General features: G+C 69.5%; 27 protein-coding genes, 1 tRNA gene and 1 pseudogene. 10 read left to right on the forward strand and 19 right to left on the reverse strand.

The window, feature by feature from the left end; all coding sequences use genetic code 11:
- Nucleotides 1-41: 41 nt before the first annotated feature.
- Entirely contained in the window at nucleotides 42-1979 is a 1938-nt protein-coding gene (locus tag ABT294_RS47830; protein ID WP_350813195.1) for a hypothetical protein, read from the reverse strand.
- 168 nt (nucleotides 1980-2147) lie between these two features.
- Between ABT294_RS47830 and ABT294_RS47835 the strand changes: the two genes are divergently transcribed.
- From ABT294_RS47835 to ABT294_RS47845, 3 genes are all read left to right on the forward strand, one after another.
- The gene (locus tag ABT294_RS47835) at nucleotides 2148-2804 is read left to right on the forward strand and encodes a hypothetical protein (RefSeq protein WP_350813196.1); all 657 of its coding nucleotides are present in this window, start codon (nucleotides 2148-2150) and stop codon (nucleotides 2802-2804) included.
- Entirely contained in the window at nucleotides 2801-3442 is a 642-nt protein-coding gene (locus ABT294_RS47840; protein WP_350813197.1) for a hypothetical protein, read from the forward strand. Before ABT294_RS47835 ends, ABT294_RS47840 begins: the two co-directional genes overlap by 4 nt.
- Before the next feature lie 366 nt (nucleotides 3443-3808).
- Nucleotides 3809-4513, forward strand: a complete 705-nt coding sequence (locus ABT294_RS47845) for a hypothetical protein (RefSeq protein WP_350813198.1) — start codon at nucleotides 3809-3811, stop codon at nucleotides 4511-4513.
- Here ABT294_RS47845 and ABT294_RS47850 read toward each other — a convergent pair.
- Nucleotides 4503-5705 (reverse strand): hypothetical protein, encoded by a 1203-nt coding sequence (locus ABT294_RS47850; RefSeq protein WP_350813199.1) that lies wholly within the window; start codon nucleotides 5703-5705, stop codon nucleotides 4503-4505. The two genes, ABT294_RS47845 and ABT294_RS47850, sit on opposite strands and share 11 nt — an antisense overlap.
- A gap of 198 nt (nucleotides 5706-5903) precedes the next feature.
- Between ABT294_RS47850 and ABT294_RS47855 the strand changes: the two genes are divergently transcribed.
- Together ABT294_RS47855 and ABT294_RS47860 are read left to right on the forward strand one after the other, a co-directional pair.
- Nucleotides 5904-6272 carry a tetratricopeptide repeat protein gene (locus ABT294_RS47855; RefSeq protein WP_350813200.1) on the forward strand — a complete coding sequence of 123 codons (369 nt, stop codon included), beginning with the start codon at nucleotides 5904-5906 and terminating at the stop codon, nucleotides 6270-6272.
- Between the two features lie 52 nt (nucleotides 6273-6324).
- Nucleotides 6325-6894, forward strand: coding sequence for a helix-turn-helix domain-containing protein (locus ABT294_RS47860; protein ID WP_350813201.1), 570 nt, complete (start codon nucleotides 6325-6327; stop codon nucleotides 6892-6894).
- On the opposite strand, the gene ABT294_RS47865 is transcribed toward ABT294_RS47860, so the two are convergent.
- The 11 genes from ABT294_RS47865 to ABT294_RS47915 all read right to left on the reverse strand — a co-directional run bounded on the left by ABT294_RS47865 (nucleotide 6855) and on the right by ABT294_RS47915 (nucleotide 12839).
- Nucleotides 6855-7622 (reverse strand): methylated-DNA--[protein]-cysteine S-methyltransferase, encoded by a 768-nt coding sequence (locus ABT294_RS47865; RefSeq protein ID WP_350813202.1) that lies wholly within the window; start codon nucleotides 7620-7622, stop codon nucleotides 6855-6857. The two genes, ABT294_RS47860 and ABT294_RS47865, sit on opposite strands and share 40 nt — an antisense overlap.
- Complete coding sequence (locus tag ABT294_RS47870) at nucleotides 7619-8179, reverse strand: RNA polymerase sigma factor (protein ID WP_350813203.1); 561 nt, start codon at nucleotides 8177-8179, stop codon at nucleotides 7619-7621. Before ABT294_RS47870 ends, ABT294_RS47865 begins: the two co-directional genes overlap by 4 nt.
- Before the next feature lie 124 nt (nucleotides 8180-8303).
- The gene (locus ABT294_RS47875; protein ID WP_350813204.1) at nucleotides 8304-8606 is read right to left on the reverse strand and encodes a DUF1416 domain-containing protein; all 303 of its coding nucleotides are present in this window, start codon (nucleotides 8604-8606) and stop codon (nucleotides 8304-8306) included.
- Nucleotides 8606-9445 carry a sulfurtransferase gene (locus tag ABT294_RS47880; RefSeq protein ID WP_350813205.1) on the reverse strand — a complete coding sequence of 280 codons (840 nt, stop codon included), beginning with the start codon at nucleotides 9443-9445 and terminating at the stop codon, nucleotides 8606-8608. The genes ABT294_RS47875 and ABT294_RS47880 overlap by 1 nt, the downstream gene beginning before the upstream one ends.
- On the reverse strand, nucleotides 9442-9855 hold the full coding sequence (locus tag ABT294_RS47885; RefSeq protein ID WP_350813206.1) for a DUF4395 domain-containing protein: 414 nt from the start codon (nucleotides 9853-9855) through the stop codon (nucleotides 9442-9444). Before ABT294_RS47885 ends, ABT294_RS47880 begins: the two co-directional genes overlap by 4 nt.
- 61 nt (nucleotides 9856-9916) lie before the next feature.
- A complete protein-coding gene (locus ABT294_RS47890; RefSeq protein WP_350668905.1) occupies nucleotides 9917-10000 on the reverse strand; it encodes a putative leader peptide in 84 nt (27 codons plus the stop codon).
- Between the two features lie 32 nt (nucleotides 10001-10032).
- A complete protein-coding gene (locus ABT294_RS47895) occupies nucleotides 10033-10470 on the reverse strand; it encodes a thioredoxin family protein (RefSeq protein ID WP_350813207.1) in 438 nt (145 codons plus the stop codon).
- 30 nt (nucleotides 10471-10500) lie between these two features.
- Nucleotides 10501-11301, reverse strand: coding sequence for an anti-sigma factor family protein (locus tag ABT294_RS47900; protein WP_350813208.1), 801 nt, complete (start codon nucleotides 11299-11301; stop codon nucleotides 10501-10503).
- Complete coding sequence (locus ABT294_RS47905) at nucleotides 11298-11855, reverse strand: sigma-70 family RNA polymerase sigma factor (protein WP_502912235.1); 558 nt, start codon at nucleotides 11853-11855, stop codon at nucleotides 11298-11300. The genes ABT294_RS47900 and ABT294_RS47905 overlap by 4 nt, the downstream gene beginning before the upstream one ends.
- A gap of 4 nt (nucleotides 11856-11859) precedes the next feature.
- On the reverse strand, nucleotides 11860-12525 hold the full coding sequence (locus ABT294_RS47910) for an LmeA family phospholipid-binding protein (RefSeq protein WP_350813209.1): 666 nt from the start codon (nucleotides 12523-12525) through the stop codon (nucleotides 11860-11862).
- Between the two features lie 62 nt (nucleotides 12526-12587).
- The gene (locus ABT294_RS47915; RefSeq protein WP_350813220.1) at nucleotides 12588-12839 is read right to left on the reverse strand and encodes a MoaD/ThiS family protein; all 252 of its coding nucleotides are present in this window, start codon (nucleotides 12837-12839) and stop codon (nucleotides 12588-12590) included.
- Nucleotides 12840-13015: 176 nt separating this feature from the next.
- Here ABT294_RS47915 and ABT294_RS47920 point away from each other — a divergent pair, with 176 nt between their 5' ends.
- From ABT294_RS47920 to ABT294_RS47930, 3 genes are all read left to right on the forward strand, one after another.
- The gene (locus ABT294_RS47920) at nucleotides 13016-13708 is read left to right on the forward strand and encodes a response regulator transcription factor (RefSeq protein WP_350813210.1); all 693 of its coding nucleotides are present in this window, start codon (nucleotides 13016-13018) and stop codon (nucleotides 13706-13708) included.
- 148 nt (nucleotides 13709-13856) lie between these two features.
- Nucleotides 13857-17312 (forward strand): tetratricopeptide repeat protein, encoded by a 3456-nt coding sequence (locus ABT294_RS47925; RefSeq protein WP_350813211.1) that lies wholly within the window; start codon nucleotides 13857-13859, stop codon nucleotides 17310-17312.
- An 82-nt stretch (nucleotides 17313-17394) separates the two neighbouring features.
- A complete protein-coding gene (locus tag ABT294_RS47930; RefSeq protein WP_350813212.1) occupies nucleotides 17395-17763 on the forward strand; it encodes a hypothetical protein in 369 nt (122 codons plus the stop codon).
- A gap of 134 nt (nucleotides 17764-17897) precedes the next feature.
- On the opposite strand, the gene ABT294_RS47935 is transcribed toward ABT294_RS47930, so the two are convergent.
- Entirely contained in the window at nucleotides 17898-19679 is a 1782-nt protein-coding gene (locus ABT294_RS47935) for a bifunctional metallophosphatase/5'-nucleotidase (protein ID WP_350813213.1), read from the reverse strand.
- Nucleotides 19680-19787: 108 nt separating this feature from the next.
- Between ABT294_RS47935 and mshD the strand changes: the two genes are divergently transcribed.
- Complete coding sequence (mshD, locus tag ABT294_RS47940; protein ID WP_350813214.1) at nucleotides 19788-20753, forward strand: mycothiol synthase; 966 nt, start codon at nucleotides 19788-19790, stop codon at nucleotides 20751-20753.
- On the opposite strand, the gene ABT294_RS47945 is transcribed toward mshD, so the two are convergent.
- The 3 genes from ABT294_RS47945 to dcd all read right to left on the reverse strand — a co-directional run bounded on the left by ABT294_RS47945 (nucleotide 20686) and on the right by dcd (nucleotide 23036).
- Complete coding sequence (locus ABT294_RS47945; RefSeq protein ID WP_350813215.1) at nucleotides 20686-21690, reverse strand: inorganic phosphate transporter; 1005 nt, start codon at nucleotides 21688-21690, stop codon at nucleotides 20686-20688. The two genes, mshD and ABT294_RS47945, sit on opposite strands and share 68 nt — an antisense overlap.
- A 5-nt stretch (nucleotides 21691-21695) precedes the next feature.
- Complete coding sequence (locus tag ABT294_RS47950) at nucleotides 21696-22313, reverse strand: DUF47 domain-containing protein (RefSeq protein ID WP_350813216.1); 618 nt, start codon at nucleotides 22311-22313, stop codon at nucleotides 21696-21698.
- 147 nt (nucleotides 22314-22460) lie between these two features.
- Nucleotides 22461-23036 (reverse strand): dCTP deaminase, encoded by a 576-nt coding sequence (gene dcd / locus ABT294_RS47955; protein ID WP_350813221.1) that lies wholly within the window; start codon nucleotides 23034-23036, stop codon nucleotides 22461-22463.
- Between the two features lie 100 nt (nucleotides 23037-23136).
- On the opposite strand from dcd, the gene ABT294_RS47960 reads away from it, so the two are divergent.
- Nucleotides 23137-23207, forward strand: a tRNA-Gly gene (locus ABT294_RS47960).
- A gap of 83 nt (nucleotides 23208-23290) precedes the next feature.
- Here the strand turns inward: ABT294_RS47960 and ABT294_RS47965 are convergent.
- Nucleotides 23291-23674: pseudogene (locus ABT294_RS47965) on the reverse strand (tyrosine-type recombinase/integrase); the annotation flags it as partial.
- Nucleotides 23675-24001: 327 nt separating this feature from the next.
- Nucleotides 24002-24968, reverse strand: a 967-nt coding sequence (locus tag ABT294_RS47970) for an HAD family hydrolase (protein WP_350813217.1), incomplete at its 5' end; no start/stop codon positions are given.

Here is a 24968-nt window from a genome sequence, read left to right on the forward strand (position 1 = left end):
AGTCCGCCTATCGCCAGCTCACCACACGGCAATTGACGATGTCATTGCCTACCCTTTCGCCAGTCCAGGCGTGGCGCCGGGGGTCCCAGATTCGGTGGCGGCTCGTCGCCGTCCTTCTCTTGGTGGTCGTTCGCGGCGAGCACGGCGTCGCGGACCTCCTCCAGCTCGCCGAGTGTGGTCTTGGGAAAGGTGAGGATGGCCGGGTTCGCATCGGCCAGCCTGACCCGCCTGCCGTCGGCGGTGGCGTCGGTCACGATCACGGACGTCGTGGGCAGCTGCTGGAGCTGGTGCGGCTCGACCAGGAACTCGCGCGAGCGCTGGAGCACCCGCTCCTTATCGGAGATCTTCTCCGCGGTCCTGCCCCACTCCGTCGACTCCGCGAGGTCCTCGGCGAGGTCGGTGCCGCTCTCCTCGCGGTCCTCCCGCTCGTCCTCCAGCTGGGAGATCGTGGACGTGTAGCCGCCGTCGAGGCCAGGCAGCGAGTCGCTGATCGTCTCGGTGAGCTGGGCCAGCTCCAGCCGGTGCTCGGTGCCAACGTGCTCGCTGGCGACCCTGGCGTCCTCGGCGTTGCCCAGGCGCATGAAGGCCACCGCCGCGTGCCCTCTGCCCAGCCGCTCGCGCACGGGCGGCGTCAGCGACCGGTACGTCAGCACCAGCCCGGTCCTGGACGTCTCGCAGGCGTCCATGAGCCGGTCGAGCACGTCGCCGCGGAGCTTGTCGGCGCCCGCCACGATGATCGTGTGGTACCAGGGCCGCTCGGCGGCGGGCGACTGGCGCAGGATGTGGGTGAGCGCGGTGGCCACGTACGTGCCGAGCACGCGGTTGCCGAACACGCCCGCCTGCCGGTCCATGCTCACCACCCGGAGCCTGGCCGGGGGCAGCCTTGCGGCCTCCGTGCCGAGCGTCTCCAGCTTGCGCAGCTGCGACTCCAGCGCCCAGGCCCGCTCGATCACCACGCGGTCGCTCACCCCGCGGCCGAACAGGGTGCCGATGCGTTCGAGCTGGGTCGCGGTGATCAGCCCGTAGCGCAGGTCCTCGCGCGGGTCGCCGACCTGGGCGAGCGCCCGCAGCGCGGCGGTGACCTGGCTGATCGTGGCGTTCTCGCCGAGCACCTCCAGCACCCGCTCCAGGATCGCGTTGTCGAAGCTCAGGTCGCGCGTGGTGCGGTGCTCCTCGCTGACGCTCACCACGTGCGCGAGGACGTCCGCGAACGCCTCCGGCTTGAGGGTGGCGCCGAGGTCGAGTTTGGGCAGGTCGACGGGCAGCACCCAGACCAGCGGGTCGTCGCCGCCCCTGCGGGCCAGCTCGATCAGGTCCTTGGCGATCGCGCCCTCTGACAGGTCGAGCACGGTCAGGTGGCCGCCGCTGTAGAGGCGGGTCGCGCCGAGCAGCGTGACCAGCGCCGACCAGCCCGGCAGCGTGCCCCCGGCGACGTCGATGCGGTCGATCTCGTCGGGGACGGCGACGGCGTACCAGGTGAGCTGCCGGTCGTGGCGGTCCTTGACCTCCTGCCACTCGCGGTAGCGCTGCGCGTGCTCCTCCTGCGCGCGGAACAGCTCCTTGTCACGTTCCTCGCGCTCCCTGTCGTCCCTGGCCTGCTGCTCGTGCACCCGGTACCTGACCGCCCTGTCACCCTGGACGAGCGCGTAGCTGCAGATCCCGGCCACGCCTCCGGCGGCGACCAGCCCGATGAGCGCGAAGGACCAGCCGAGGTACCCGGCGAAGGCGAGCGCCAGGAAGATCACGGTGAGCACCAGCATGAACATGCGGAAGATCCGCACGGGCCGGTTGAGCAGGTCCTCCTGGAACCGCTCGCGGCGGATCAGCTCGGGGTCGGGCTCCGTCGCGGGGGCCGATTCCTGGGCGGGCGAGGGACGTTTCGGCGGCGGCCCCGGCTCCGGATGCAGCAGGATGTACTGCCAGCCCAGGTAGATGCGGTCAGCCTGGAGCTGCGCATGCTCGGGATGCACGTCCGCCACGTGACCCTCCGGCCGCGATATGTCCTTGTAGTTCGGCCGTCTCCTCAGCCGCTTCGTGACAGCGTATGAGCTTCAACCCCTCCTGCGGCAGGGTTCTGGGCAATTCGACCAGCCGGATGGGAGGATAGGGGCAGATGGTGTCAGCGTGACCTATTACCATCCATACACATGACGGAACCCTCCGGCGACAGCAAGCCCAAACGCCCGGTAGTGGTGCCCGCAGTGGCCCTGGTGGCGGTCACAGCCATCGGCATCACCGCCCTGCTGGGCGGTCTCGAAGAACGGCCCGACCCCGCGCCGCCCCAGCTGGCGGTCGGCAAGACCCTCGACCAAGGACAGTTCGAGACCGAGTTCGTCGAGTCGAAGGTGACCCTCGTCAAGGCGGAGAACGCGTACTCGAAGGACAAGCGCTACCTCGACGTGGTGTTCAAGGTGACGAACAAGACCGACGAGACCGTCAGAGTGGGATCGCCGCCCGACGCCCAGAACGGCGGCTCCGGCTTCGGCTCCTCACTGCTGAAAATGACCCCGCAGATCAAGACCCCGTACGGGCCCGACCTCTACGCCGTCTCGAAGGACGTCCAGTCGTCGCAGCTCCAACCGGACGTGCCCACCACGGTCGTCGCCCGCTACGAGATGGCGGGCTCGGCCCAGCCGCCCTCGAAGGTCACGCTGGACGTCGGCACGTTCGAGAATCTGGAGAACCCGCTCACCGGCAACACCTTCTGGACCCTGACCACCGAAGAGGGCTATCTCGACAAGGCCGAGACCAAAGAGGTGGCCGCGACCGTCACACTGCCCGTGAAAGCGGAGGGGGCGTCATGACGGCCACCGCCCAGCGGGCGGCCCCCCGCCGCACGCGCCGCCAGGCGCCGCGCAGGCGTGCCGGGACGATCGCGCTCAACACCGTCGTCGGCCTGGTCCTGGCCGCGGGGGCGGTGGGCCTGCAGACGTTCGCGCTCTCGGGGGACGACATGGACCTGCCGCTCACCTACACCGGCGCCAAGGGCCAGGACGTCAACGCGGGACGCTTCTCCGTCCGGGTGCAGAAGATCCTGACCGCCAAGACGGTCAAGACGCTGGGCCGCACCGTCCCGACCGAGCAGATCTTCCTCGTCGTCGAGGCGCAGGCCACCGTCCCGAAGGAACCCGTCCATCTGGCGCAGCCCATCCTGCTCGCCGCCGACGGCAAGCGGTACACGGCCACCGACAAGGTCGACAAGACACAGACGCTGGCCAACCCGTGGGTCCAGCCGGGCTGGTGGACCACCGGCCGGTTCGTCTTCGAGGTGCCGCCGTCGGCGCTGCCCGGCGCGCAGGCGGTGTTCCAGCTGCCGATCAACGGCCTGTACTCCGAGCCGCTGCCGCCGGAGGCGCAGATCGACCTGGGCATCGACGACGCGGCCGCCAAGCAGCTCGATTCCGCGCCGCAGGACGTCTTCGACATGGGCGAGAAGAAGTAACGCATGGACTCCAACGACTCGAACCGCGGCTGGTTCTCGCCGCCCCCCGACCAGCCCAGCCACCCCCACCCTGGCCAGCCCCAGCCCGGCCCCGCACAGGGCCAGCCCCACCAGGGCCAGCCCCAACCGGGCCCGGCGCACGGTCAGCCCCACCCCGGACAGTCTCAGCCCGGCCCTGCACAGGGCCAGCCTCACACCGGACAGCCTCAGCCCGGCCCGGCACAGGGTCAGCCTCACACCGGACAGCCCGGCCCTGCACAGGGCCAGCCTCAGCCCGGCGCGGGGCAGCCGCCTGTTTCCCGGCCCAGGCCCCGCCACCGGCAGCCCCGGCCGCGGCAGCGTCCAGGCTCCCACCCCGACCAGCAGGTGTGGCCGCCGGCGCGGGTCGAGCCCGTCGCCGACCCGACGCAGCCGATTCAGGCGCTCCCGAGCGCGGGCCCACTGCCGCCCTCCACGCCCCCGCCGCCACCTCCCGGGCCGCCCACGGCGGAGACGGCCGCGCAGCCGCCGCGGCGCTCGCGCACACTCCTGCTGAGCGTCGGCGCGGTGGCGGCGCTCGTCCTCGGGATCGGCGCGCCCACCGTAGACCGGTACATCTTCTTCAAGAGCGGACGCCAGACCGAAACCCGGCACGAGGTACAACCAGGGCAGAGCCTGACGTTCGAGCACGTGACCTGGAAGTCGGTGATCGAGCCGATGGAGACGCCGCAGGGCAGCCAGCACAACACGCCCGACAGGCAGTGGCTCAAGATCACCGTCACCAGGACGGCCGCCGACGACACCGGCGCCGTGCTCACCGCCAAGCCGGCGCTGACCGTCCAGGATCCCCAGCAGCGCACCTGGCAGGTCGAGGTCGTCGAGGACGACATCCCGCCGGAGAAGAACGAGGTGGGCAAGGCGTACACCTACACGGCCGCCGCCGTGGTGCCGAAGGCGGTGGCGAACGAGGTCCAGCTGCACCTCAAGCCCGACATCACCTACCGCAACGACACGCCCACCGACAAGCTCATGCAGGTCAACCTGGAGGACTCGGCGAAGAAGCGCAACGACGTGCTGATCTTCAGGCGGTGAGGCTCTCGCCCCGCAGCCGCGCCCGGGTGGCCGCGATGTCGAACGTCGCGGCCAGCAGGCAGTAGGTCAGGACGGTCAGCAGCAGGTTCTTCACGAAGACGACCGGCCACGAGATCACCAGCCAGAAGTAGGGCTCGTTGGAGCCGATCAGCGTGCGCACGCCCCGGTCCAGGTAGTCGGCTCCGACGTGCAGACCCACGTAGATCAGGCACATCAGCCCGAACAGCGTCGCCCCGCCCTTGACGGTGACCCTGAAGGCGTTCACGGCCGGCACCCAGCGCTCCTGGAACCCGCCGACGATCCGGTCGGCCGCCCGCTGGGTGACGCCGTGGCTCTCCTCCAGCCGGTCCACGCCCTGGAGGAGCCGGGTGCCGCGCAGCGCCCTGCGGGTGTCGTCCACCGAGCCGCCGTAGATGAGCACCGCGACGGCCAGCCAGGTGAGCGGGACGGCGAGCGCCTCCAGGACGAACGGCCAGACCTCGTGCACGACGTTCCAGAACGCCTCCCAGCCGGGCACGGTCTCCTTGGCCTGCGCCCACAGGTCGTTCGTCCCCTCCACGACCGCGCGGTGCTGGGCCCAGTCGCTGCGGGCCGCGGTGAAGGTGAAGACGGCGTTCAGGCCGCAGAACATGAAGGAGAACTCGGCGAAGGCGGCCGCCAGCCCGGCGAACCTGCCCGAGCCGTTCTCGACCATGCGTCCGAACAGCGCGCGCAGCCCGAACGTGACGGCCATGGCGGCCAGCGAGACCCGCCAGTCCAGCCCGGTCAGGCCGCGGCCGTAGGTGGCCTCGTTGTTGGTGCCGTTGGCGATGTTGTTGAGGATCGTGGCGTAGAAGTCGCTGTCGAGATTGTGGAACAGGTCCATCGACTGGTAGTCCTGGGCGTCCTTGAGGTACAGCTCCCAGGCCAGGTAGATCAGCGCGAACGCCGGGGCCACCCGGTTCATCGACGACCAGAACTTCTCGTCCGGCTCCCCGTCGGCCGTGCGCGCGCGGGCCTCCCAGAGGCCGCGCCGCAGCGACAGGAACATGCCGGTGGTGACCGTCATGGAGACGAGGACGACCAGCGTGAGCAGCGAGACGGACACGATCAGCCTGGCCTGGCGGTAGTCGCCGTGCGAGAGCTCCGTGGCCGCGTAGAGCATCAGCCAGCGCAGCAGCTCACCGGCGGAGAACCACAGGATCAGCGGCATTGCGCATTTGGCGGCGAGACGTAGTGCGTGCAGGGGCAGCGAGTACGGCGACGGCATCCTCTGAGCCGGCGTTGGCCCAGGTCGGGGCGGTGCCATCACACCTGACGATCCGGACATCTGCAGAATCGTATCGGTCCGTCCCATTCAGCGCAGCAGCAACTCGGAATGAAAGACAGATGGTTGTATGTTCAACCATCCATGACGCACCTCACCGAGGTCGAACGGTACCGCTACGCCGAGCGACTGCTGGCCCAGCGGGACCCGCTCGGCGCCCTCCAGATGCTCGACCCGCTCCTCGACACGCACGCCGGCGACCACGGCGTGCAACTCCTCGCCGCCCGCGCCTACTACCACTCGGCCCAGCTCGGACGCGCCCGCGAAGCGCTCACGGCCCTGCTGGACCGCGACCCGACCGACCACTACGTCCGCTTCCTCCTCGGACGGACGCTGGAGCGGTCGAGCAGGCACGAGGAGGCCCTGCCCCACCTGCGGCTCGCGGCGGCCATGAACCACGACCCCGAGTACGCGGACTCGGTCGCCCGCGTGGAACGCAAGCTGGCCGCCTGACGGCCGCCGTCGGCACATCCACGATCGCCCGCCCGTGGGGGACGATGTCGGCATGGAACCGCGTCCCGCGCTCGACACCGACCCCCGCGTGGTGGGAGAACGCGTCCGGCAGCTGCGCCGGGCCGCCGGGCTCTCGCTGTCCGAGCTCGCCCGGCGGGCGGGCGTCGGCAAGGCCACCCTGTCCGGGGTGGAGAACGGCACGCGCAACCCCACTCTGGAGACCCTCTGGGCGATCACCGCCCAGCTCGGGGTCCCGATCGGCGCCATCCTCGACCCGCTGCCCGAGCCGCAGATCATGCACGGCGCGGCCGTCGAGGCCACGCTCCTGGAGGTCTTCGAGGACGAGCACGTCACCTACGAGCTCTACCGGATGCGCATGCCGCCCGGCACCACCCAGTCCTCCCCCGCCCACCACGAGGGCGTGACGGAGCACATCACCGTCTTCACCGGCACGCTGACGGCGGGCCCGGTGGACAAACCCCTGACGGCCGGGCCGGGCGAGCACATCTCGTGGGTCTCCGACGTCCCCCACGCCTACGAGTCCATCGGCCCGGACGAGGTCCGCGCCACCCTCCTCATGCGCTACCCGGCCGCGCCGGTCAGAGCCGACGAACCGGACTGAGCGGGCTGGCAGGTGCGGCACGGGCGGTATCCGGCCGCCCTCGCCTGGGCGATCGTGCGGAAGCCGTGCCGGTGCCTGGCCGTGATGCGGCGGGCGTTGTGGCAGGTGGGGAAGCAGACGACGCCCGTGGTGTCGCTCGCCAGGTAGAACACCCGCTCGCGCGCCAGCCCGCGGACCCGGTCGAGGTCCACCCCTTCTTCCTCCAGCAGCCGTTCCTTGGCCGCCGCGCCGAACACGTACCCGCCCAGGCCGCCGTCGGACCGCGTCACCCGATGGCACGGTGCCAGCAGCGGCACCGGGTTGTCCGCCAGCGCCGCGCCCACCGCCCGCACCGCCGTGGGCCTGCCGATCCGCGCGGCGACCCACGAGTACGGCCGCACCTCGCCCCTCGGGATGCCCTGGACGGCGGCCAGCACGTCCCGCTGGAAGTCGCTCACCCCGCGCAGGTCCAGGGCCAGACCGGACAGCCTGCCGCTGCGCAGCGCGGGCAGCAACCCGGCGGGCGGACGCTCGGCGGCCACCAGCGGGCGCCCGAACCGCCGCCTGAAGGCGGCCGCGAACCCGTCGCCGTGGCGCAGGTAGGCGATGCCCTGGTCGGTGAACGCCACGGTCAGCTCCCCGATCGGGCCGGGCACCCTGACCCAGCGCGCCGCGATCCGGTCGAGCAGCCCCGCGGGCGCGTCGGTGGCCAGCGCCGCGAGCCCGGCGAGCAACTGGTCCTGGTTCATCGGGTACCTCCCAGTGTCCGCAGCCGGCGCAGCCCTCGTGACACGTGCGACTTCACCGTGCCCTGGGGGATTTGCAGCACGGTGGCGATCTCGCTGACCGGCAGGTCGACGACGTGCCGCAGCACCACGGCGGCCCGCTGCTCGGCGGGCAGCAGGCCCAGCAGCTCCGACAGCTCCTCCCCGGTCTCCCGCCGCACCGCCGCCTCCTCGACCCCTTCGTGGGGATCGACGCTCTCGACCGGCTCCTCGCGCAGGTCGGGCGGCGGTTTCCGGGATTTGGCCCGGGCGCAGTTGCGCCAGATGTTCATCAGGATCGTCAGCACCCAGGGCCGCGGCTGGAGCGCCGCGATCCGCTCGCGGTCGTAACCGGCGAGCGCCCGGTAGGCGCGCAGGAACGTCTCGGCCGTGAGGTCCTCGGCGTCGGCCCACCGCCCGCTCATCCGCAGGGCGGTGGAGAAGACCAGGCCGCGATGGGCGCTGAACAGTTCGGCGAACCCCTCGTCAAGATCGTCGAGGAGCGCCTTCCTGACCGGGTCAAGGCACACGAAGTCACTCACGTCCGCTAGAACACCGCGATGCCCGATTCGGTTGCACCTGACCAGAATGTCACGCCGAAAACAGGAGAGGGCCCGCGTCCTGAGACGCGAGCCCCCTCTACGCGATCAGCGCGCGTGGATCCGGTCAGACGGCCACGGCCAGCTGGGAGACCTCGCCGAGGCGGGCCTCCACCTGGACGTCCCGCGTGACCCCGCCGCCCGCGATGATGCGGACGGTCCAGTCGCCCGGCGCGGCGAAGAAGCGGAAGACGCCGTCGTCGGACACCACGACCTCGCCGGTGAACTCACCGGAGTGGTCCAGCAGGCGCGCGTACGCGGTGCCCGCGCCCGTCACCACCCCCTGGATCACGGCCTGGTTGGCCAGGTCGATACCGGCCGGCAGTGCGATCGTCTGCTCCGGCGCTCCGCAACCCTGTGCAGTCGTCATCAGCGGGCCTCTCCCAGCTCGATCGGCACGCCCACAAGCGAGCCGTACTCGGTCCACGAACCGTCGTAGTTCTTCACGTTGGCCTGGTCGAGCAGCTCGTGCAGCACGAACCAGGTGTGCGCGGAGCGCTCGCCGATGCGGCAGTAGGCGATGGTGTCCTTGTCGAAGTCGACGCCCTCGCCCGCGTAGAGGGTCTTCAGGTCGTCGTCGGACTTGAACGTGCCGTCGTCGTTGGCGGCCTTCGACCACGGGATGTTACGGGCGGTGGGCACGTGGCCGGCGCGCTGCGCCTGCTCCTGCGGCAGGTGGGCGGGGGCGAGCAGCTTGCCGGTGAACTCGTCGGGCGAGCGCACGTCGACCAGGTTGAGCTTGCCGATGGCGGCGACCACGTCGTCGCGGAAGGCGCGGATGGCGCTGTCCTGCTCCTGGGCGGTGTACTGGGTCGCGGCACGCTGCGGAACGTCCTTGACCAGCTCGCGGGAGTCGAGCTCCCACTTCTTGCGCCCGCCGTCGAGCAGCTTGACGTTGCCATGGCCGTAGAGCTTGAAGTACCAGTACGCGTAGGAGGCGAACCAGTTGTTGTTACCGCCGTACAGGACGACGGTGTCATCGTTGGAGATGCCGCGCTCGGACAGCAGGGCCTCGAAACCGGTCTTGTCCACGAAGTCGCGGCGCACCGGGTCCTGGAGGTCCTGCCGCCAGTCGATCTTCACGGCGCCACGGATGTGGCCCTTGTCGTAGGCGCTGGTGTCCTCGTCGACTTCGACGAGGACCACGCCAGGGGTGTCGAGGTTGGACTCGACCCAGTCGGCATCCACCAGGACGGCGGAGCGGCTCATTGGGGAACCTCCATGTTGGCGGCGGGCGGTAGACGGCGAATCAGCAGGTACATCTCGCAGCCGAGGCAGAATCCGAAGGCTGCGTTGAGGAATGCGGCGAGGAGAGCCGCGGCCGTCGCCACGAGGGCGAGCGGCGTGATCCCGGCCAGAAATCCGATCAGGCCCGCGACAGCGAAGACCAGCCCGACACCCTGTGCGAAGCGGGGCGGGCGCACGTCCTCGGTCTCCTTCGGGGCGCTCTTGACCAGCGCCTTGAAGAGCATCACGTAGGGCGAGCGGTAAACCGCACCGAGCACGAAGACCACCGCCTGAGCGGCCAGCAGCCACTCGCTCTCCGTCACGAGGACGAGGGCGAGGACCAGGCTGGTGATGGCCGCGCCGAAACGCAGCGCTCTAGGGTCTGCACGCATCGCGGGATGCTCCTGAAGGGGTCGCAATCGGGGCGGATCGAAAATCCGCGCGAGACCGTCCTCAGGCAGCGCGACAGAGCGCGGTGGCGACGCGGCAGAAATCAACCGCGCGCCGCTTCGTCAGCAGCTCTGTCGATGGGTTCATGGCGACGACACTACTCGGCGTCTCGTCATCTGTCACTTCTCGTCCGAGTCATGAGACGGGTCGTGAGACACGGCGTCGCCGAGCGCGGCCAGCACGTCGGCCTTCCTTGGCTGGCCAGAGGCCCTTTTCACGATGATTCCCAGCCCGTCGAGGACGAGCACCGTCGGCGTCCGCATGATGTCGAGCCGGCGCACCAGATCCAGCCGGGACTCGGCGTCGATCTCGACGTGCGACACGCCGGGAACCAGCGCGCTCACGTCGGCCAGGACCCTCCTGGTCGCCCGGCACGGCTGGCAGAACGCGGTCGAGAACTGCACCAGCGTGGCCCGCTCCCCCAGTGGGGCCCCGAGATCGCCTTCGGCCAGCCGGCCGTCGCCGGCCGCGCGCACACGTCCGTCGCGGCGCAGTCTCACCACCCCGATCATCGTTCCGAGCGCCAGCGTGGCCAGCACGATCCAGACACCGGTCATCGTCTCAGGTGTAACCGCGGGCGGCCGGGATTACTTCCGCCCGCTGACGTTGATCTTCACCAGCGCCTTGCCATCCTGGCCGACGACCTCGAACCTGGCGATGTCGGCCATCGGGATCCGGGTGTGGCGGGGGAAGACGGCGTTGTCCTGGTAGGTCGCGCGGCTGACGGTCCAGCCCTCGGTGACGTCCCGCTCGCCGGCCTTGGCGACGACGACGAGCTTGCACCTGGTGCCGATCGGCACGCCGGAGACCCGCACGGACAGGTCACCCCCGGGGAAGGCCGTGACCGTGGCGCCGTACCTCCTGGCCGCGTTCTCGCCGGTGAACTCGCGGCCCGGCGGCGACGGCCGGGCGCTCGGCAGCGGGGTCGGCTCGCCGAACTTGAGCTTGTTCTCGGGACCGCTGTCCTGGGCCAGCATGTCCGGCTTGGCCTCGTTCTGCTGGGGGTCCTGCTGGGTGGCGGCCTTGGGGGCCGCCGCGCTGCTCGTCAGGCTGCTGCCGCCGCTGTTGCCGACGGCGGTCCAGACCGTGCCGCCGACGGCCAGCACCGCGGCCGAGGCGGCGGCCGCCAGGAAGATGCGCCCTCTCCTGTGCCGCTTGGCGCGGGCGTTCAGCAGCCGGTCGAGCACCTGGCGGGGAGGACTGGCCACCAGTTCGACGTCGCGCTCGGACACCTTGCCGAGGAACCCGGCGACGCCCGCCAGGTCCTCCAGCTCAGCGCCGCACGCCTCGCAGGTGGCCAGATGGGTGTCGATCTCCAGCGCCTCGTCGGGGTCGAGCGCGCCCAGTGCGTGGGCGCCCAGCGCCAGCCGCACCTCCTCGCACGTCATGGCGCCAGCCCTCGCTCCTCGAGCGCGAGCTTGAGCGCCCGCAGCGCGTAGTAGGTGCGCGACTTGACCGTGCCCGGCGGAATGCCCAGCGTCGCCGACGCCTCCTTCACCGATCGCCCCCGGTAGTAGACCTCCAGCAGCACCTCGCGGTGCTCCGGCCGCAACGCGGCCAGCGCCTCCGCCACGGCCCACGACTCGACCGCCCGCTCCAGCTCGTCGTCGGCGGGCAGCACGGCGAGCGCCTCGTCGCCCGTCTCCTGCGGGCGCGCCTTGCGGGCGCGGTGCTGGTCGACGACGAGGTTACGGGCGACGGTGAAGAGCCACGCGCGGATCGGACGGTCACCGAGCGCCTCAGGGTGCCGCCAAGCTCGCAGCAGCGTCTCCTGCACGACGTCCTCCGCCCGTCCCGAATCACCTGTCAGTCGCAGCACGTATCCGTACAGTGGCCCGGCATGTTCGTCGAAGAGTGTGCGCACGAGTTCCTCGTCGGCGGTGCCAGCTGGGCTCACACCCTCTTCACGTACGACGGGGCCGGTCGGTTCAGGCTTGTCCACGGGTTCATCCACGTAGTGGCACGTCGGTCGCCTCGGCCGTGAACTCCAGCCCGCCGGCCACGCTCCGCACGCCGGTCACCTTCACGTCGAAGGGCAGCTTGCCCTTGAACGGGATGGTGTAGCCGACGAGCCCGGCGAGCTGGTCGGGCACGCCCTCGATCTTCTCCGCCTGGAGCCTGATGCCGTTGCCGACCACCTCGACACGCATCTCCGCGTTGAACTTCACCTTGGTCGCCCCCACAGCCACCTCTCCCGACGCGACGAGCCGCCGGCCGTTGCCGCTGATCTTGACGCCCTTGGGGGCGAACTTGTCGATCGTCTGACTCGTCAGGGTCCCACGGACGGTCAGCCGCTCCGCCCTGATGTCGGCTCTGTTCTGGAGGACGTCGGCCAGCGGCGCTGTCACGTTGTAGGCGGCACCCTGCAGGTTCCTGACCGGCACGCCCCCGTAGGTGAGGGTCCCGAGATCGAACCGCACCTCCGGGTAGTGCCCCGAGATGGCCTGGGTGAGAAAGGGGATCCCCTCGATGGTCACGGTCGGCTGGCCGCTGAGGTCGGTCGCCGCCGCGATCCGGTTGGCGAGGTCGCGCTGCACGCCCGCGACCGCCACCCGATCGACGGCGACCAGGAGGACGATCAGCACGATCAGGAAAATGATCAGCTTGCGCATCGGGCTCCCTGTCTCCGCGGGGTTCAAGAGCTTATCGGCTCATTCCCCCACAAAGGCATCGATCACCCCCCGGCGAAGGGCGGCAGCACCTCGACCGTCACACCGTCGTTCAGCGCCACCTCATCGTGATCGCGTCTGCCCACCGGCGAGCCGTCGAGCAGAAAAGACGATCGGGCCACCACCCGGGCGAGTTCGGCGCGATTCTGTGTGATTTTCGTCATGAGCTCGCCAAGAGTTGCCGCCTCGAACGGCTCCTCCGCCAGCCCCGCCGCCTCCTTGGCCGCGGCCCAATAACGCACTTTTCCCGTGGCCATGGCCACCTCACAATCGACTCCGCTCCATTGTGCGTCCGCCTTTACACCGGTGTTTCCGTTGAATCGCTGTTCATCTGTTGGACGCGCAATGGACTCGACTTTCGCGTGGGATATCCTCGCCTACAGGGACCTGGGCGACGTAGCCCCCGGGTCCTTGCGTGTTTGAGGAGGCCGATATGAGCAACCTGCTCCTGCTGACCAACGCCCTCGAGCCGTCCGCCGAGGTGCTGCCGGCGCTGGGGTTGCTGCTCCACTCGGTCCGCGTCTCGCCCGCGGAGGCGTCCGCCCTGATCGACACGCCCCCCGCCGACGCCGTGCTGGTCGACGCGCGCAAGGAGCTGGCGCACGCCAAGAGCCTGTGCCGGCTGATCCGGACGACCGGAATCGACTGCCCGCTGCTGGTGATCGTCACCGAGGGCGGGCTGGCGGCGATGACGGCCGAGTGGGGTGTCGACGACGTCCTGCTCGACAGCGCGGGTCCCGCCGAGGTCGAGGCCCGCCTGCGGATGGCCACGGGCCGCATGTCCCAGACGTCCGCCGAGGAGGTCCCCGACGAGATCCGCAGCGGCGACCTGTCGATCGACGAGGCCACCTACACCGCCCGCCTGCGCAACCGGGTGCTCGACCTGACGTTCAAGGAGTTCGAGCTGCTCAAGTACCTGGCGCAGCACCCCGGCCGGGTGTTCACCCGGGCCCAGCTCCTGCAGGAGGTCTGGGGCTACGACTACTTCGGCGGCACCAGAACGGTGGACGTCCACGTCAGGCGGTTGCGCGCGAAGCTCGGCACCGAGTACGAGTCGCTGATCGGCACCGTGCGCAACGTCGGCTACCGGTTCGTCCCCGACCGGGTGGATCCCGCGCACGTGTGAGTTGACGGATGAGTTGACAGTGAGGCCGTGCGAGGGTCCACTGATGTGACAGGCCGCCCGTCCGGGCAGCGCGTCTGTGTCACAACGTCTCTGTCACAACGTCTCTGTCAACAACGCGGACACCGCCGTCCGGGGAATCGGTGGTGTCGTGGTTGATGTCCTCAGGTCGCTCGTCGACGAGACCGTCCGGCCCCGCGTGTACCGGCGCAACGAGCTGATCTGCTCCCCGTCGCGGCCCGCGAACCGCGTCTACCTGATCGACTACGGGTACGCCAGGGAGTACACCCCGGCCGGTGAGCGCGAGGCCATTCACGACCTGCGCGCGGGCGGCGACCTCGTGGGCGAGCTGGCCTTCTGGAACGCCGGCGAGCGGGTCAGGATCGACGCGCTGACCGAGGTGCGGGCCTGGCCGATCTCCATGCACGCGCTGCGCGAGCACGCGTCCTCGAACCCGGCCGTCGCCACCGCGCTGGTGCGGGAGCTGTTCGCGCGGAACGTGGCCGCCCGCAGGCACGAGGCGCTGGCTCGCGCGCCCGTCGCGGCGCGCCTGGCCGTCTGGCTGCTGCACCTGGACGAGCGGTACGGGCTGGCCGCGGAGTCGGCGCCGCCGCTGTCCATGGAGACGCTGGCCGACCTGGTGGGCAGCGCACCCGACGTGGTGCAGCGGCAGCTGGCGCAGTGGGTGTCGAGGGGCTGGCTGGTGCGGCCCGGCTACCGGCGGCTGCGCGTCACCGACGCGGCCGCGTTACGCGGCGCCGCCGGCGGCTGGGAGCACCTGTCCGCGCCCTGGAACGGACCGGTGACACCGTTCCTGACCAGGCCGGGGACGCGGGCCGACCCGCTGCCCACCGGCGAGGTGCCGCGCCCGGCCCAGCTCCCCGCCGACGTCCCGGACTTCACGGGCAGGCAGCAGAGCCTCGACCTGCTCACCAGGTGGCTGGAGCGTCCCCGGCGGACGAACACGATGGTCGTCCAGGGCCTGCCGGGAGTGGGCAAGACCGCGCTGGTCACGCACTGGGCGCACGTGCACGCGAACAGGTTCCCCGACGGGCAGATCGTGATCGACCTGCGCGGCCAGTCGCCCAGCCTGCCGCCGATGACCCCGACCGAGGCGCTCGGGCAGATCCTGCGCTCGCTCGGCGTCGGCGAGCACATGCCCGCCGCCGACGAGGCCGAGCTGATGCTGCTCTACCGCAGCAGGCTCGCCGGACGCAGACTGCTGCTCATCCTCGACAACGCCGCCGACCCGGCGCAGGTGCGGGCGCTGCTGCCGGGCAACAAGGACTGCGTCGTGCTGGTGACCAGCAGGACCAGGATGGCGCCGCTGCGGGCGACCGGCCACGCCGACCTGATGGACCTGCCCGTGCTCGACCCGGGCAACGCGGTCGCGCTGCTGGTGGCCGTGCTCGGCCCCGGCTCCCCGCGCTCCGCCGACCGCGACGCGCTGGCCGAGCTGGCCAGGGTCTGCTCGTACCATCCGTTCGCGCTGCGCATCTCGGCCGCCAAGCTCGCCGAGAGCCCGGGGCTCAGCGTCCAGTCGCGGGTGCGGGAGCTGCGCGGGCCCGAGCGCAGCGTGCCGTTCTCCGGCGACCCGGAGGAGGCGTTCCGCTCCGCGCTCGACCTCGCCTACGAGGCGCTGTCGCCGGGTCAGCGGCGGGCGTTCCGCCACGTCGGGCTGCTTCCGGGACGCGACTTCACCCCGGAGGTGCTGGCCGCCGCGCTGGGCGTCCCGGTGAGCGAGGCGGTGGTCGCCGTGGAGGGCCTGCACCGGGCCTACCTCGTCGAGCCGCTGCCCGGCCCGCGATACCGGGTGCACGACCTGGTCAAGCGGCTGGCCAGGGAGCTGGGCAGGCACGCGGAGGCGGGCGTGCGGGAGGCTCGCGTCCGCCTGCTCGACCACTACCTGTCGGTCGCGTCCGACCCTGCGACGCCGCGCGAGTGGTTCGGGGCGGAACGCCGCTCGCTGGTCTCCGTGGTGCGCCTGGCGGAGGAGACGTCCTCGCACGGGATCGCGTGGCAGCTCGCGGCGGCCGTGTTCGAGCCGTTCAGGGCGTTGCGGTACTACGAGAACAACCTGGAGATCCAGCAGGCCGGGCTGCGCTCGGCGATGAGCATCGGCAACCGGCGGGCCATCGCGCTGATGCGCGGCCATCTCGGGTCCATCCACCGCGACATCGGCCCGTCCACGCTGGCCGCCCGCTTCATCGGGGAGGCGCTGGCCGACTTCGCCGCGCTCGGCGACCGCGAGGGGCGCGCCCGCGCGCTCAACGACCTGGCCGAGGTGCACGGCATCGCGGGCAACGGCGACGAGGCGCTGGCCTGCGCGGAGCAGGCGCTGGAGCTCTACCGCGAGATCGGCGACAGGGCCGGGATCGCGGGCTGCCTGCACACGCTCTCGCGGCTGCACGTCTCGCAGGAGCGGCACGAGCCGGCGCTGCACTACGCGGGCGAGGCCCTGCGGTTGTGGGAGGCGATCGGCGACCGCGGCGGCACCGCGCAGAGTCTGATCATCCTGGCCAGGGTGCGGCAGCAGCTCGGTGAGCCGAACGCGGCGCTGTCGGAGGGCCTGGAGGCGCTGGCGCTCTGCCACGAGCTGGGCGACGAGCACAGCGAGGCCGAGACGCTGCTCTGCCTGGCCGAGATCTACGACTCGCTGCGGCTGCCGCACGACGCGCAGCGCGACGCGGAACGGGCGCTGGCCGGTTACACGGCGACCGGCGACCAGCACGGCTGCGGGCTGGCCCTGTGCGCCCTCGGACGCGTCGCGCGCAACGGCTCGCGCTACGACGAGGCGCTCGACCACTACGAGCAGGCGCTGGCCGTGCAGCGGGAGCTCCACCACGAGCAGGGCAGGGCCGAGACGCTCGGCGAGATCGGGCTGGTGCACTGGCGGCTGGCCGACTATCTGCGCGCGGACGACTACCTCGGCCAGGCCCTGACGATCAGCCGGGTGATCCGCGACCTGCCGATGGAGGCGCGGATGCTCAACAGGCTGGCGCGGGTGCGGCGGCGGCAGGGGCTGCCGCAGGTGGCGTTCGTGTACGCGCTGGAGGCGCTGGACATCGTCCAGGGCATGGGCAACCGCCGGGCGGAGGCGGACGTGCAGGAGACGCTCGCGTACACGTACCTGTCGCTCGACCGGCACGAGGACGCGCTCCGGGCTGCCAGGGCGTCGCTGGCGATCAGGGAGGAGACGCGCGACAACAGGGCCGGCGCGCTGCTGTCGATCGCGCAGGCCCTGCACACCGCGGGACGTCCCGGCGCGGCGCTCGGCTACGCCGCCGAGACCGTCGAACTGCAGGACGAGACCGGCACCAGGGACCGCTGGGCGGCGGCGCTGACCACGCTCGCGATGATCCTGCTCAACCTGGACCGCGCCGACGAGGCCCTGGCCCACGCCGTCCAGGCCAGGGACGTCCACCTCGGCTGCGGCACCCGCCGGGACCTGGGCTGCGCGCTGCGCGCCCTCGGGCTGATCGCCCACCGGCTCGGCGACGCCGTGGCGGCCCGCGTGCACCTGGCCGAGGCGGTGCGCATCCTGGAGGAGGTGGGTGACGTCTTCGAGTTGAAGAGCGCGACCGCCGAACTCCGCGAAATATCGTAAATTTCAGGACACCTAGGTCGGAGATCTTGTCCGGGCTCCTCCCGTTAGCTGGTATCCCAGCTACTCGTCGGAGGTGATCCGGATGCTCAGGAACCAACTGCGTCGAGACCTACGGTGGCTCAGACGCCAGGCACGCAAGGACAGGCGGATCACGCTCGCCCTACTGGCCGCTGTCCTGGGGGCCTGGACCAGGCAGTTCCTGCCCGCCGACCTGCCGCCCGCACGGGGCCCGCTGCTCGCCCTCGCGCTCGGCCTACTGGCGGGCTCGGCCGCGGCCTGGGCGGCGTCCGCGCTCCTGCTGGCGCGGGCGGCCCGCGAGCGCCGCGACCCGGTGGAGGCGCTGCGCTGGATCTCCCGCGTCACCAGGGCCAAGGAGTGGGCGTTCTGCTCGCTCGGCGCCTACGTCGCCTGGCACCTGCTCCAGTTCGTCACGGCACTGCTGCTCGGATAGCGGAAGGACCCGCTTCTCGAAAGAGAAGCGGGCCCTCATCTGGGTGATGTCAGCCGATGGCCAGCCCCTGGCGGGAGGCCCTCATCTGGGTGATGTCAGCCCCTGGCGGGAGGCCCTCATCCACATCGTCACTGTCAGTCGACGACCTTGATGCGGGTGGTGGCGGGCGGGGCGATGGGGTTGTCCTTGCCCAGCTGCTCGACGAAGGCGTCGATGTCCAGGGGGCCGCTCCACACGTCCTTGCCGTCCTTGAAGCCCGCGAAGGCGTCACCGCCGCCGACGAGGAAGTTGTTCGCCGCGACCCGGATCTGCTGCGCGTCCGTCACCGGCTGCCCGTCGATCCGGATGTCGGAGACCTTCGAGCCCCAGGCGGCGGACTTGCTGTAGGTGTAGGTCAGGTTCGCCGAGGGCTGCAGGATCTTGGTGAAGGCCTGGTTGTTCGGGCCTCCGGTGAACTGCTGTTCCAGCACGGTCTTGAGCTGCGCGCCCGTCAGCGTGACGACCTGCAGGAGGTTGTTGAAGGGCTGGACGGTGAACGCCTCGCCGTACGTGACCACCCCGTCGCCCTCCTTCGCGGGCGAGCCCGCGTACGTCAGGGGGGCCCGGACGCCGCCCGGGTTCATCAGCGCGATCTGCGCGTTGCCGCCGGCCTTGGTGGCCGCGAGCTGGCCGTCGGCGATCAGGTTGCCCAGCGGGGACTCGCCGCTCGGGGCGGCGGTGTTCGTGATGTCCGCGGTGATCTTGCCGACGGGCTTGTCGGCGACGGACGAGACGCGGTCCTTCCACAGCTTCACGAAATCGTTGATGTCGTCATCCGGGTCGACCGTGCGGGTCACCACGTGGTTGTCCGCCACGATCGAGGCCCTGTCGATGTCCCGGGACTTGACGTCCACCTTGAGGTCCACCTGCGTGATGACGCGCCCGAACGAGCCGCCCTGCGAGTAGAGGCGGTCATGGCCGGCCGGGTCCTTGACCTTGCACAGGTACGCCTGGTGCGAGTGGCCGCTGAGCACCACGTCGATCTCCGGGTCCACCTGGGTGGCGATGCGGTTGCCCGCGCCGGGGACCGCGCTGCACGCGTCCGGCGACTGGCCGGCCGTCACCTGGTCGCCCTCGTGCACGAGCACGACCTGGGCCTTCACGCCCACCAGCTTGAGCAGCTTGGAGGCGATGTTGGCGGCCTTCACCTCGTCCACGAACTTGAGGTCCTTGATGCCGTCGGACGAGACGATGTTCGGCGTGGTCTGCGTGACCAGGCCGATGAAGCCGATCGGCACGCCGTTCATCCACTTGACGCTGACCGGCGGGAGCGCGGGCACGCCCCAGTCGGCCATCAGCTGCTTGACCTCGGTGGTGTGCCCGAGCGCCGCCAGCGCGTCGGACTTCGTGTCGCCGTTCTTGAACAGCACGTTCGCGCCCACGTAGTCGTACTGGGCGCCCTTCCACTTACCGGCGGGCGAGCAGCCGTCGACCGGGTGGCAGCCGCCCTTCATGATCCGGCGCAGCTCGGCGTAGCCCTCGTCGAACTCGTGGTTGCCGACCGCGGCCACCTTCAGCCCGATCTTGCCCAGGAACTCGACCGACGGCTCGTCGTGGTAGGCCGCCGAGATCAGCGGCGACGCGCCGATCAGGTCGCCCTGGGCCACGGCAATCGTGTTCTTGTCGGTCAGCGCCTTCATGTGCGCGGCGATGTAGGCGGCTCCACCGGCGTCTACGGTGTTGCCGTTCTCGTCGACCATTCGTCCGGAGGAACCGGTCGGCGGCTCGAGGTTGCCGTGGAAGTCGTTGAGCGCGAGCAGGCGGACGGGGACCGTCTTGGGAGCGTTGCTCGCGTCCGCCGGGACGGCGGCGAGCAGGGCACCACCCGTGGCGACGGCTCCGGCCAGCACCAGCCGGAGGAGGGAACGAGACATCATGCCCCAAGACGTTACGGTGGCAACCTATGCAGCCAATGTCCCAAAGGTAACGATTCATCGGACTGCCACATGGCGTTATTTGCCAGTCAGACGCTTAGAGTTCGGACTGTGACAACGCTCGTGGAGATCAGAGAACGACTTGCTGACCAGGAAATCACCGACGTCCTAGGTGTCGTGGAAGCGGCGACGGAGGCCGACGGCGTCCGTCCGCTGAACGAGCACGTCATGCTGCACCTGCGCTACGGCGGCGATCCGCGCGCCCGCTCGCTTCTGCTCCACGCCGACGGCGTGCTGGCCGGATACGCCCACATGGACCCGACGGACGAGGTCGAGGGGCCGAGCGGCGAACTCGTCATCCACCCGGCATACCGCCACAAGGGGCACGGCAAGCGGCTGCTCCGTGCCGTCCTGGACCTGACCGGCGGGCGGCTGCGGCTGTGGGCGCACGGCGACCACGCGGGCGCGGGGGCGCTGGCCGCGTCCTCGGGCTTCGAGCGGGTGCGCTCGCTGTGGCAGATGCGCCGCTCGCTGTACGCGCCGCTGGCCGCCTTCGACCTGCCCGACGGGGTGCGGCTGCGCACGTTCGTCCCGGGCCAGGACGAGGAGGCGTGGCTCAAGGTGAACGCCGCGGCCTTCGCCCACCACCCGGAACAGGGCTCGTGGACGGCCCACGACCTGCTCCAGCGCGAGGGGGAGCCCTGGTTCGACCCGGCCGGCTTCTTCCTCGCCGTCCGCGACGACCGGCTCGTCGGCTTCCACTGGACGAAGATCCACGGCTCGTCCGAACACGGCCACGAGCCGCTCGGCGAGGTCTACGTGGTCGGCGTCGACCCCTCGCAGCAGGGCACCGGGCTGGGCAGGGCGCTCACCCTTGCCGGACTGAGCCACCTGCGCTCGCGCGGCCTCGCCCAGGCGATGCTCTACGTGGACGAGGCCAACACGGCCGCGATCAGGCTCTACGAGTCCCTGGGGTTCAACCGCTGGGACGTGGACGTGATGTACGCCGCTACTCCACCATCCAGTGCAGCGCGTAGTACGACAGAGCAGCCACCAGGGCAGCCGCGGGAATCGTGAGGATCCACGCCGTCACGATGTTGCCGGCCACCCCCCACCGCACGGCCGACAGCCGCTTGGTGGCGCCCACACCCATGATCGCCGTGGTGATCGTGTGCGTGGTGGAGATGGGCGCCCCGAAGGCGATGGCCGCCCCGTACAGGACGACCGCCGCGGCCGACTCCGCCGCGAACCCCTGGGGCGGGTCCAGCGCGATGATGCGGCGACCGAGCGTCCGCATGATGCGCCAGCCGCCCGCGTACGTCCCCAGCGAGATCGCGCCCGCGGACGCGAGGATGACCCACTGCGGGATCTCCGCGTTCGCGCCCGCGTAGCCGCCGACGGTGAGCGCCAGGAAGATCACACCCATCGTCTTCTGCGCGTCCTGTAGGCCGTGCCCGAGCGCCATCGCGGCGGCCGAGACGGTCTGGGCGTGGCGGAAGCCGCGGTTGGTCTTGCCGGGCTGGCTGTTGCGGAAGATCCAATAAATTGCGATCATGATCGCCGCGGCGAGCGAGAAGCCGATCAGCGGCGACAGGACCATCGGGATGACCACCTTCGCGATCACGCCGTCCCAGTGCACCACGCTGGCGGAGGCCAGCGCAGAGCCGACCAGGCCGCCGATGAGCGCGTGACTGGAGGAGGAGGGCAGACCGAAATACCAGGTGACCAGGTTCCAGCAGATCGCGCCGATCAGCGCCGACGCCACGATGACCAGGCCGTGCGAGCCGCCGGGGGCGTCGATGATGCCCTTGCCGACCGTCTGCGCCACCTGGGTGCCGAGATGCGCGCCGATGAAGTTCATCGCCGCGGCCATGAACAGCGCGGCCCTGGGGGTGAGCGCCCTGGTCGAGACCGACGTCGCGATGGCGTTCGCCGCGTCGTGGAACCCGTTGGTGTAGTCGAAGGCAAGCGCGATGACGACCACGCCCATGACGAGGGCGAGCGTGAGGTCCACCGAAGTCAGCTTTCCTTGACCGCGATCGACTCGACCGTGTTCGCCACGTGCTCGAAGGCGTCGGCGGCCTCTTCCAGCGCGTCGACGACCTCCTTCATCTTCATGACCGTGAGGGCGTCGTACTCACCGCTGAACAGCTTGGCCAGCAGCCGCCTGTAGACCTGGTCGCCCTGGTTCTCCAGCCGGTTGACCTCGATCCAGAACTCGTTGAGGTTCTTCATCGACCGCAGCCGCGGCATGGCCTCGGCGGTCAGCTCGGCGGCCCGCTCCAGCACCTCGACCTGCCGGACGACGTCCTTGGGCAGGTGGTCGAGCTGGTAGAGCACGATAAGGTCGGACGCGGCCTCCATGGCGTCCATGACGTCGTCGAGGTTGGAGGCGAGGCGGTAGATGTCCTCCCGGTCGAAGGGAGTGATGAAGCTCTCGTTGAGCCGGTTCATGATCGCGTGGGTGCGTTCGTCACCGGCGTGCTCGCAGGCGCGCATCTTCTCGGCCAGGGCTTCCCGGTCCGAGCCGTCGCTGATGATCTCCACAAGCAGGCGTGATGCCGTGACCAGGTTGTTCGCGGAATCCGCGAACAGGTCGTAGTAGCTGTCCTCACGTGGCGTGAGACGCAGGCGCACGTCGTTCTCCAGATGTGCGGGGATGGTCCGTGAAGAGGGTACGGCTTACCAGGCAAAATGCGAACTTCATGTCATGTTCTCCTTGTGGCTACCCGGCGCATGTCCCACGGACACCGAGGTTCGGGCCACTTTCTGCGCTTGGCAGTGTCAGATCTTCGTCCGATGGAAGTTCTTGAAGGACCGCGACGGAGTCGGCCCGCGCTGCCCCTGGTAGCGGGAGCCGTACTTCTGCGACCCGTACGGATGCTCGGCCGGAGAGCTCAACCGGAACAGGCACAGCTGCCCGATCTTCATGCCCGGCCAGAGCTTGATCGGCAACGTCGCCACGTTAGACAGCTCCAGTGTCACATGGCCGCTGAAGCCCGGATCGATGAACCCCGCCGTCGAATGCGTCAGCAACCCCAGCCGGCCCAGGGAGCTCTTCCCCTCCAACCTCGACGCCAGATCATCGGGCAGGCTCACCACCTCGTACGTGGAGGCCAGCACGAACTCGCCAGGATGCAGGATGAAGGGCTCATCACCGGCGGGCTCCACCATGCGGGTCAGATCGGGCTGTTCGATCGACGGGTCGATGTGTGGATACCTATGGTTTTCGAAGACCCGGAAATACCTGTCAAGCCGGACGTCGACGCTCGACGGCTGGATCATTTCCCGCTCGAAGGGGTCCAGCGCGAGCCGTCCGTTGTCGATCTCGGCAAGGATGTCACGGTCGGATAGCAGCACGTTGAGCAACCTACCGCGTGGCGCGCACGGACTCGGGCGCCGCCGGCTTGCTGAAGTACGCCGACTTTCCGCTAGAGTAGGGGCCGCGGCTTCGGCCCATGCGGGTGTAGTTCAATGGCAGAACATCAGCTTCCCAAGCTGACAGCGCGGGTTCGATTCCCGTCACCCGCTCTCACCGTGAAAGGCCAGGTCAGGGATGGATTCCCGACCTGGCCTTTGATCTTTCCAGAGTTGTTTTCGATCTTCCGTGCCCGTTACGTGCCCGATCCGTCTTGATCTTGCCCCTTCAGGGCTTCCTCAGCGAGCTTCCCGAGCGCGTCGGCGATGGCCCGGTCCCGCTCCATCGCCGTGTGCTGGTAGATCAACGCGGCCCTGGTCGTCGAGTGACCCATGCGGGACATCAGGTCCCGAAGGGTCGCGCCGGACTGCGCGGCGAGAGTGTTCCCGGTATGACGGAGATCATGGAAGTGGAAACCGGATAGTCCCGCCTTCTTGAGAGCCGCAGCCCAAACGCGCGTGAAGTTCGCGCGCCGGACCTTGGCGCCCTTGGGGCCGACGAAGACGTGTCCATACTCCCCCTTCTCGGCGTACACCTCCATGTGCGCCCGCAGGTCCGGGAGGAGCTGGGCCGGGACGCTGACGAGGCGTTGCCGACAACCCCGGAGACCTGGCCCTGGGCGGACGCACTCCTGGCCTGTTTCGCCTTCGCTCTCGCGCTCGACCCCTCAGGCTGACCGCCCAACACGCCCACCCGACCCCAACCCCGGAGGAACCCCGTCGGACCGTGGACCCGACGCGACAGCCGGGCGGGACCCGCTGCCCAGCAGCTTGACAACAAGATCGAGAACGCGGAGCAGACCGGCCAACCCAACCGGAAGATCAACCACGGATCAGCCGTGACTGATCAAGGTCGGGGTTGGTCGATGATGTCAAAGGAGTTTTTGACACGCTGGGTGAATGCTCCTTCAGCCTACATTAAGGATAATGTCCTTCAATTCAGCCAGAGTTTCGATTCGATAGGTAGCCTGCGCGAAGTCATGTGTTTTTGTGAAGTCGTTGTAGACAACAGCACAGTCAATACCGGCCGCCACGGCCGAGTTCAGCCCTCTGGATGAATCCTCAACGACCAATGTCTCTTCTTTGGTGGCCCCGAAGCGCTTCACGCCGATCAGGTATGGTTCCGGATGCGGCTTGGCGAGCTGGCAATCTTCACGAACAACGACGAAATCCATGAATTGCTTGATTTGGCGCTTTTCATGGATAAGTTCAAAATCCGCACGTTTGGCAGTTGTCACGATGGCCATACGAACGTATTTTGACAGTTCAGCCAGAGCTTCAACGACGCCTTCGATCTCAATGGCTTCTGTTCTCAGATATTCTTGATAGTAATCATTACGGACCTGACGCTGTCTGCTGATGGTCTGTTCATCAATACCGGCCGCCCTGGCTTGGGCCCATGTGCCCAATCCCTGGCTCATCTCCCGGAGGTATTGATCCTTGTCCAAAGTCAAGCCAATGTCCGCCAGGGCGCGTTCCCCGGCTTTGTAATACCAGAATTCGGTGTCCACCAGAACGCCATCATGATCGAAGAGCATATACTTTTTCACTGTCTCGGTCCTTTCCGGTAGCCGCGGCGACCACTGCTCGACCAGCCAGCACGCGAACGCAGATCCTGCGGGCCGGATCACCACGTGACTGCCGAGCAGAGCAGCGGAGGGACGCAGTGCCGCCTCCAGCAGGCTGGCCAGCACGGCGTGCGTGTGGCCCAGTAGGTAATCAAACCCGATACCGCGCAGGCCGTACGGCTCAGGCCGTAAGGCCGCCACGTTCAACCGGCTGTGCAGCCGACGATGATCGTTTACGCCTGGGTCTGAGTCTTCTGCTTGAGGCGTTCGTAGGGGGTCTGGCCGCCGAGGCCGCCGTGGGGTCGAT

This window comes from Nonomuraea sp. NPDC000554, assembly GCF_040300065.1.
Taxonomy (GTDB): domain Bacteria; phylum Actinomycetota; class Actinomycetes; order Streptosporangiales; family Streptosporangiaceae; genus Nonomuraea.

Coding starts and splice junctions, on each gene's coding strand:
- ABT294_RS47835 (WP_350813196.1), top strand. CDS start 2,148: ATGACGGAACCCTCCGGCGACAGCAAGCCCAAACGCCCGGTAGTGGTG.
- ABT294_RS47840 (WP_350813197.1), top strand. CDS start 2,801: ATGACGGCCACCGCCCAGCGGGCGGCCCCCCGCCGCACGCGCCGCCAG.
- ABT294_RS47850 (WP_350813199.1), bottom strand. CDS start 5,705: ATGCCGCTGATCCTGTGGTTCTCCGCCGGTGAGCTGCTGCGCTGGCTG.
- ABT294_RS47855 (WP_350813200.1), top strand. CDS start 5,904: ATGACGCACCTCACCGAGGTCGAACGGTACCGCTACGCCGAGCGACTG.
- ABT294_RS47860 (WP_350813201.1), top strand. CDS start 6,325: ATGGAACCGCGTCCCGCGCTCGACACCGACCCCCGCGTGGTGGGAGAA.
- ABT294_RS47865 (WP_350813202.1), bottom strand. CDS start 7,622: ATGAACCAGGACCAGTTGCTCGCCGGGCTCGCGGCGCTGGCCACCGAC.
- ABT294_RS47875 (WP_350813204.1), bottom strand. CDS start 8,606: ATGACGACTGCACAGGGTTGCGGAGCGCCGGAGCAGACGATCGCACTG.
- ABT294_RS47880 (WP_350813205.1), bottom strand. CDS start 9,445: ATGAGCCGCTCCGCCGTCCTGGTGGATGCCGACTGGGTCGAGTCCAAC.
- ABT294_RS47885 (WP_350813206.1), bottom strand. CDS start 9,855: ATGCGTGCAGACCCTAGAGCGCTGCGTTTCGGCGCGGCCATCACCAGC.
- ABT294_RS47890 (WP_350668905.1), bottom strand. CDS start 10,000: ATGAACCCATCGACAGAGCTGCTGACGAAGCGGCGCGCGGTTGATTTC.
- ABT294_RS47895 (WP_350813207.1), bottom strand. CDS start 10,470: ATGACCGGTGTCTGGATCGTGCTGGCCACGCTGGCGCTCGGAACGATG.
- ABT294_RS47900 (WP_350813208.1), bottom strand. CDS start 11,301: ATGACGTGCGAGGAGGTGCGGCTGGCGCTGGGCGCCCACGCACTGGGC.
- ABT294_RS47910 (WP_350813209.1), bottom strand. CDS start 12,525: ATGCGCAAGCTGATCATTTTCCTGATCGTGCTGATCGTCCTCCTGGTC.
- ABT294_RS47915 (WP_350813220.1), bottom strand. CDS start 12,839: ATGGCCACGGGAAAAGTGCGTTATTGGGCCGCGGCCAAGGAGGCGGCG.
- ABT294_RS47920 (WP_350813210.1), top strand. CDS start 13,016: ATGAGCAACCTGCTCCTGCTGACCAACGCCCTCGAGCCGTCCGCCGAG.
- ABT294_RS47930 (WP_350813212.1), top strand. CDS start 17,395: ATGCTCAGGAACCAACTGCGTCGAGACCTACGGTGGCTCAGACGCCAG.
- ABT294_RS47935 (WP_350813213.1), bottom strand. CDS start 19,679: ATGATGTCTCGTTCCCTCCTCCGGCTGGTGCTGGCCGGAGCCGTCGCC.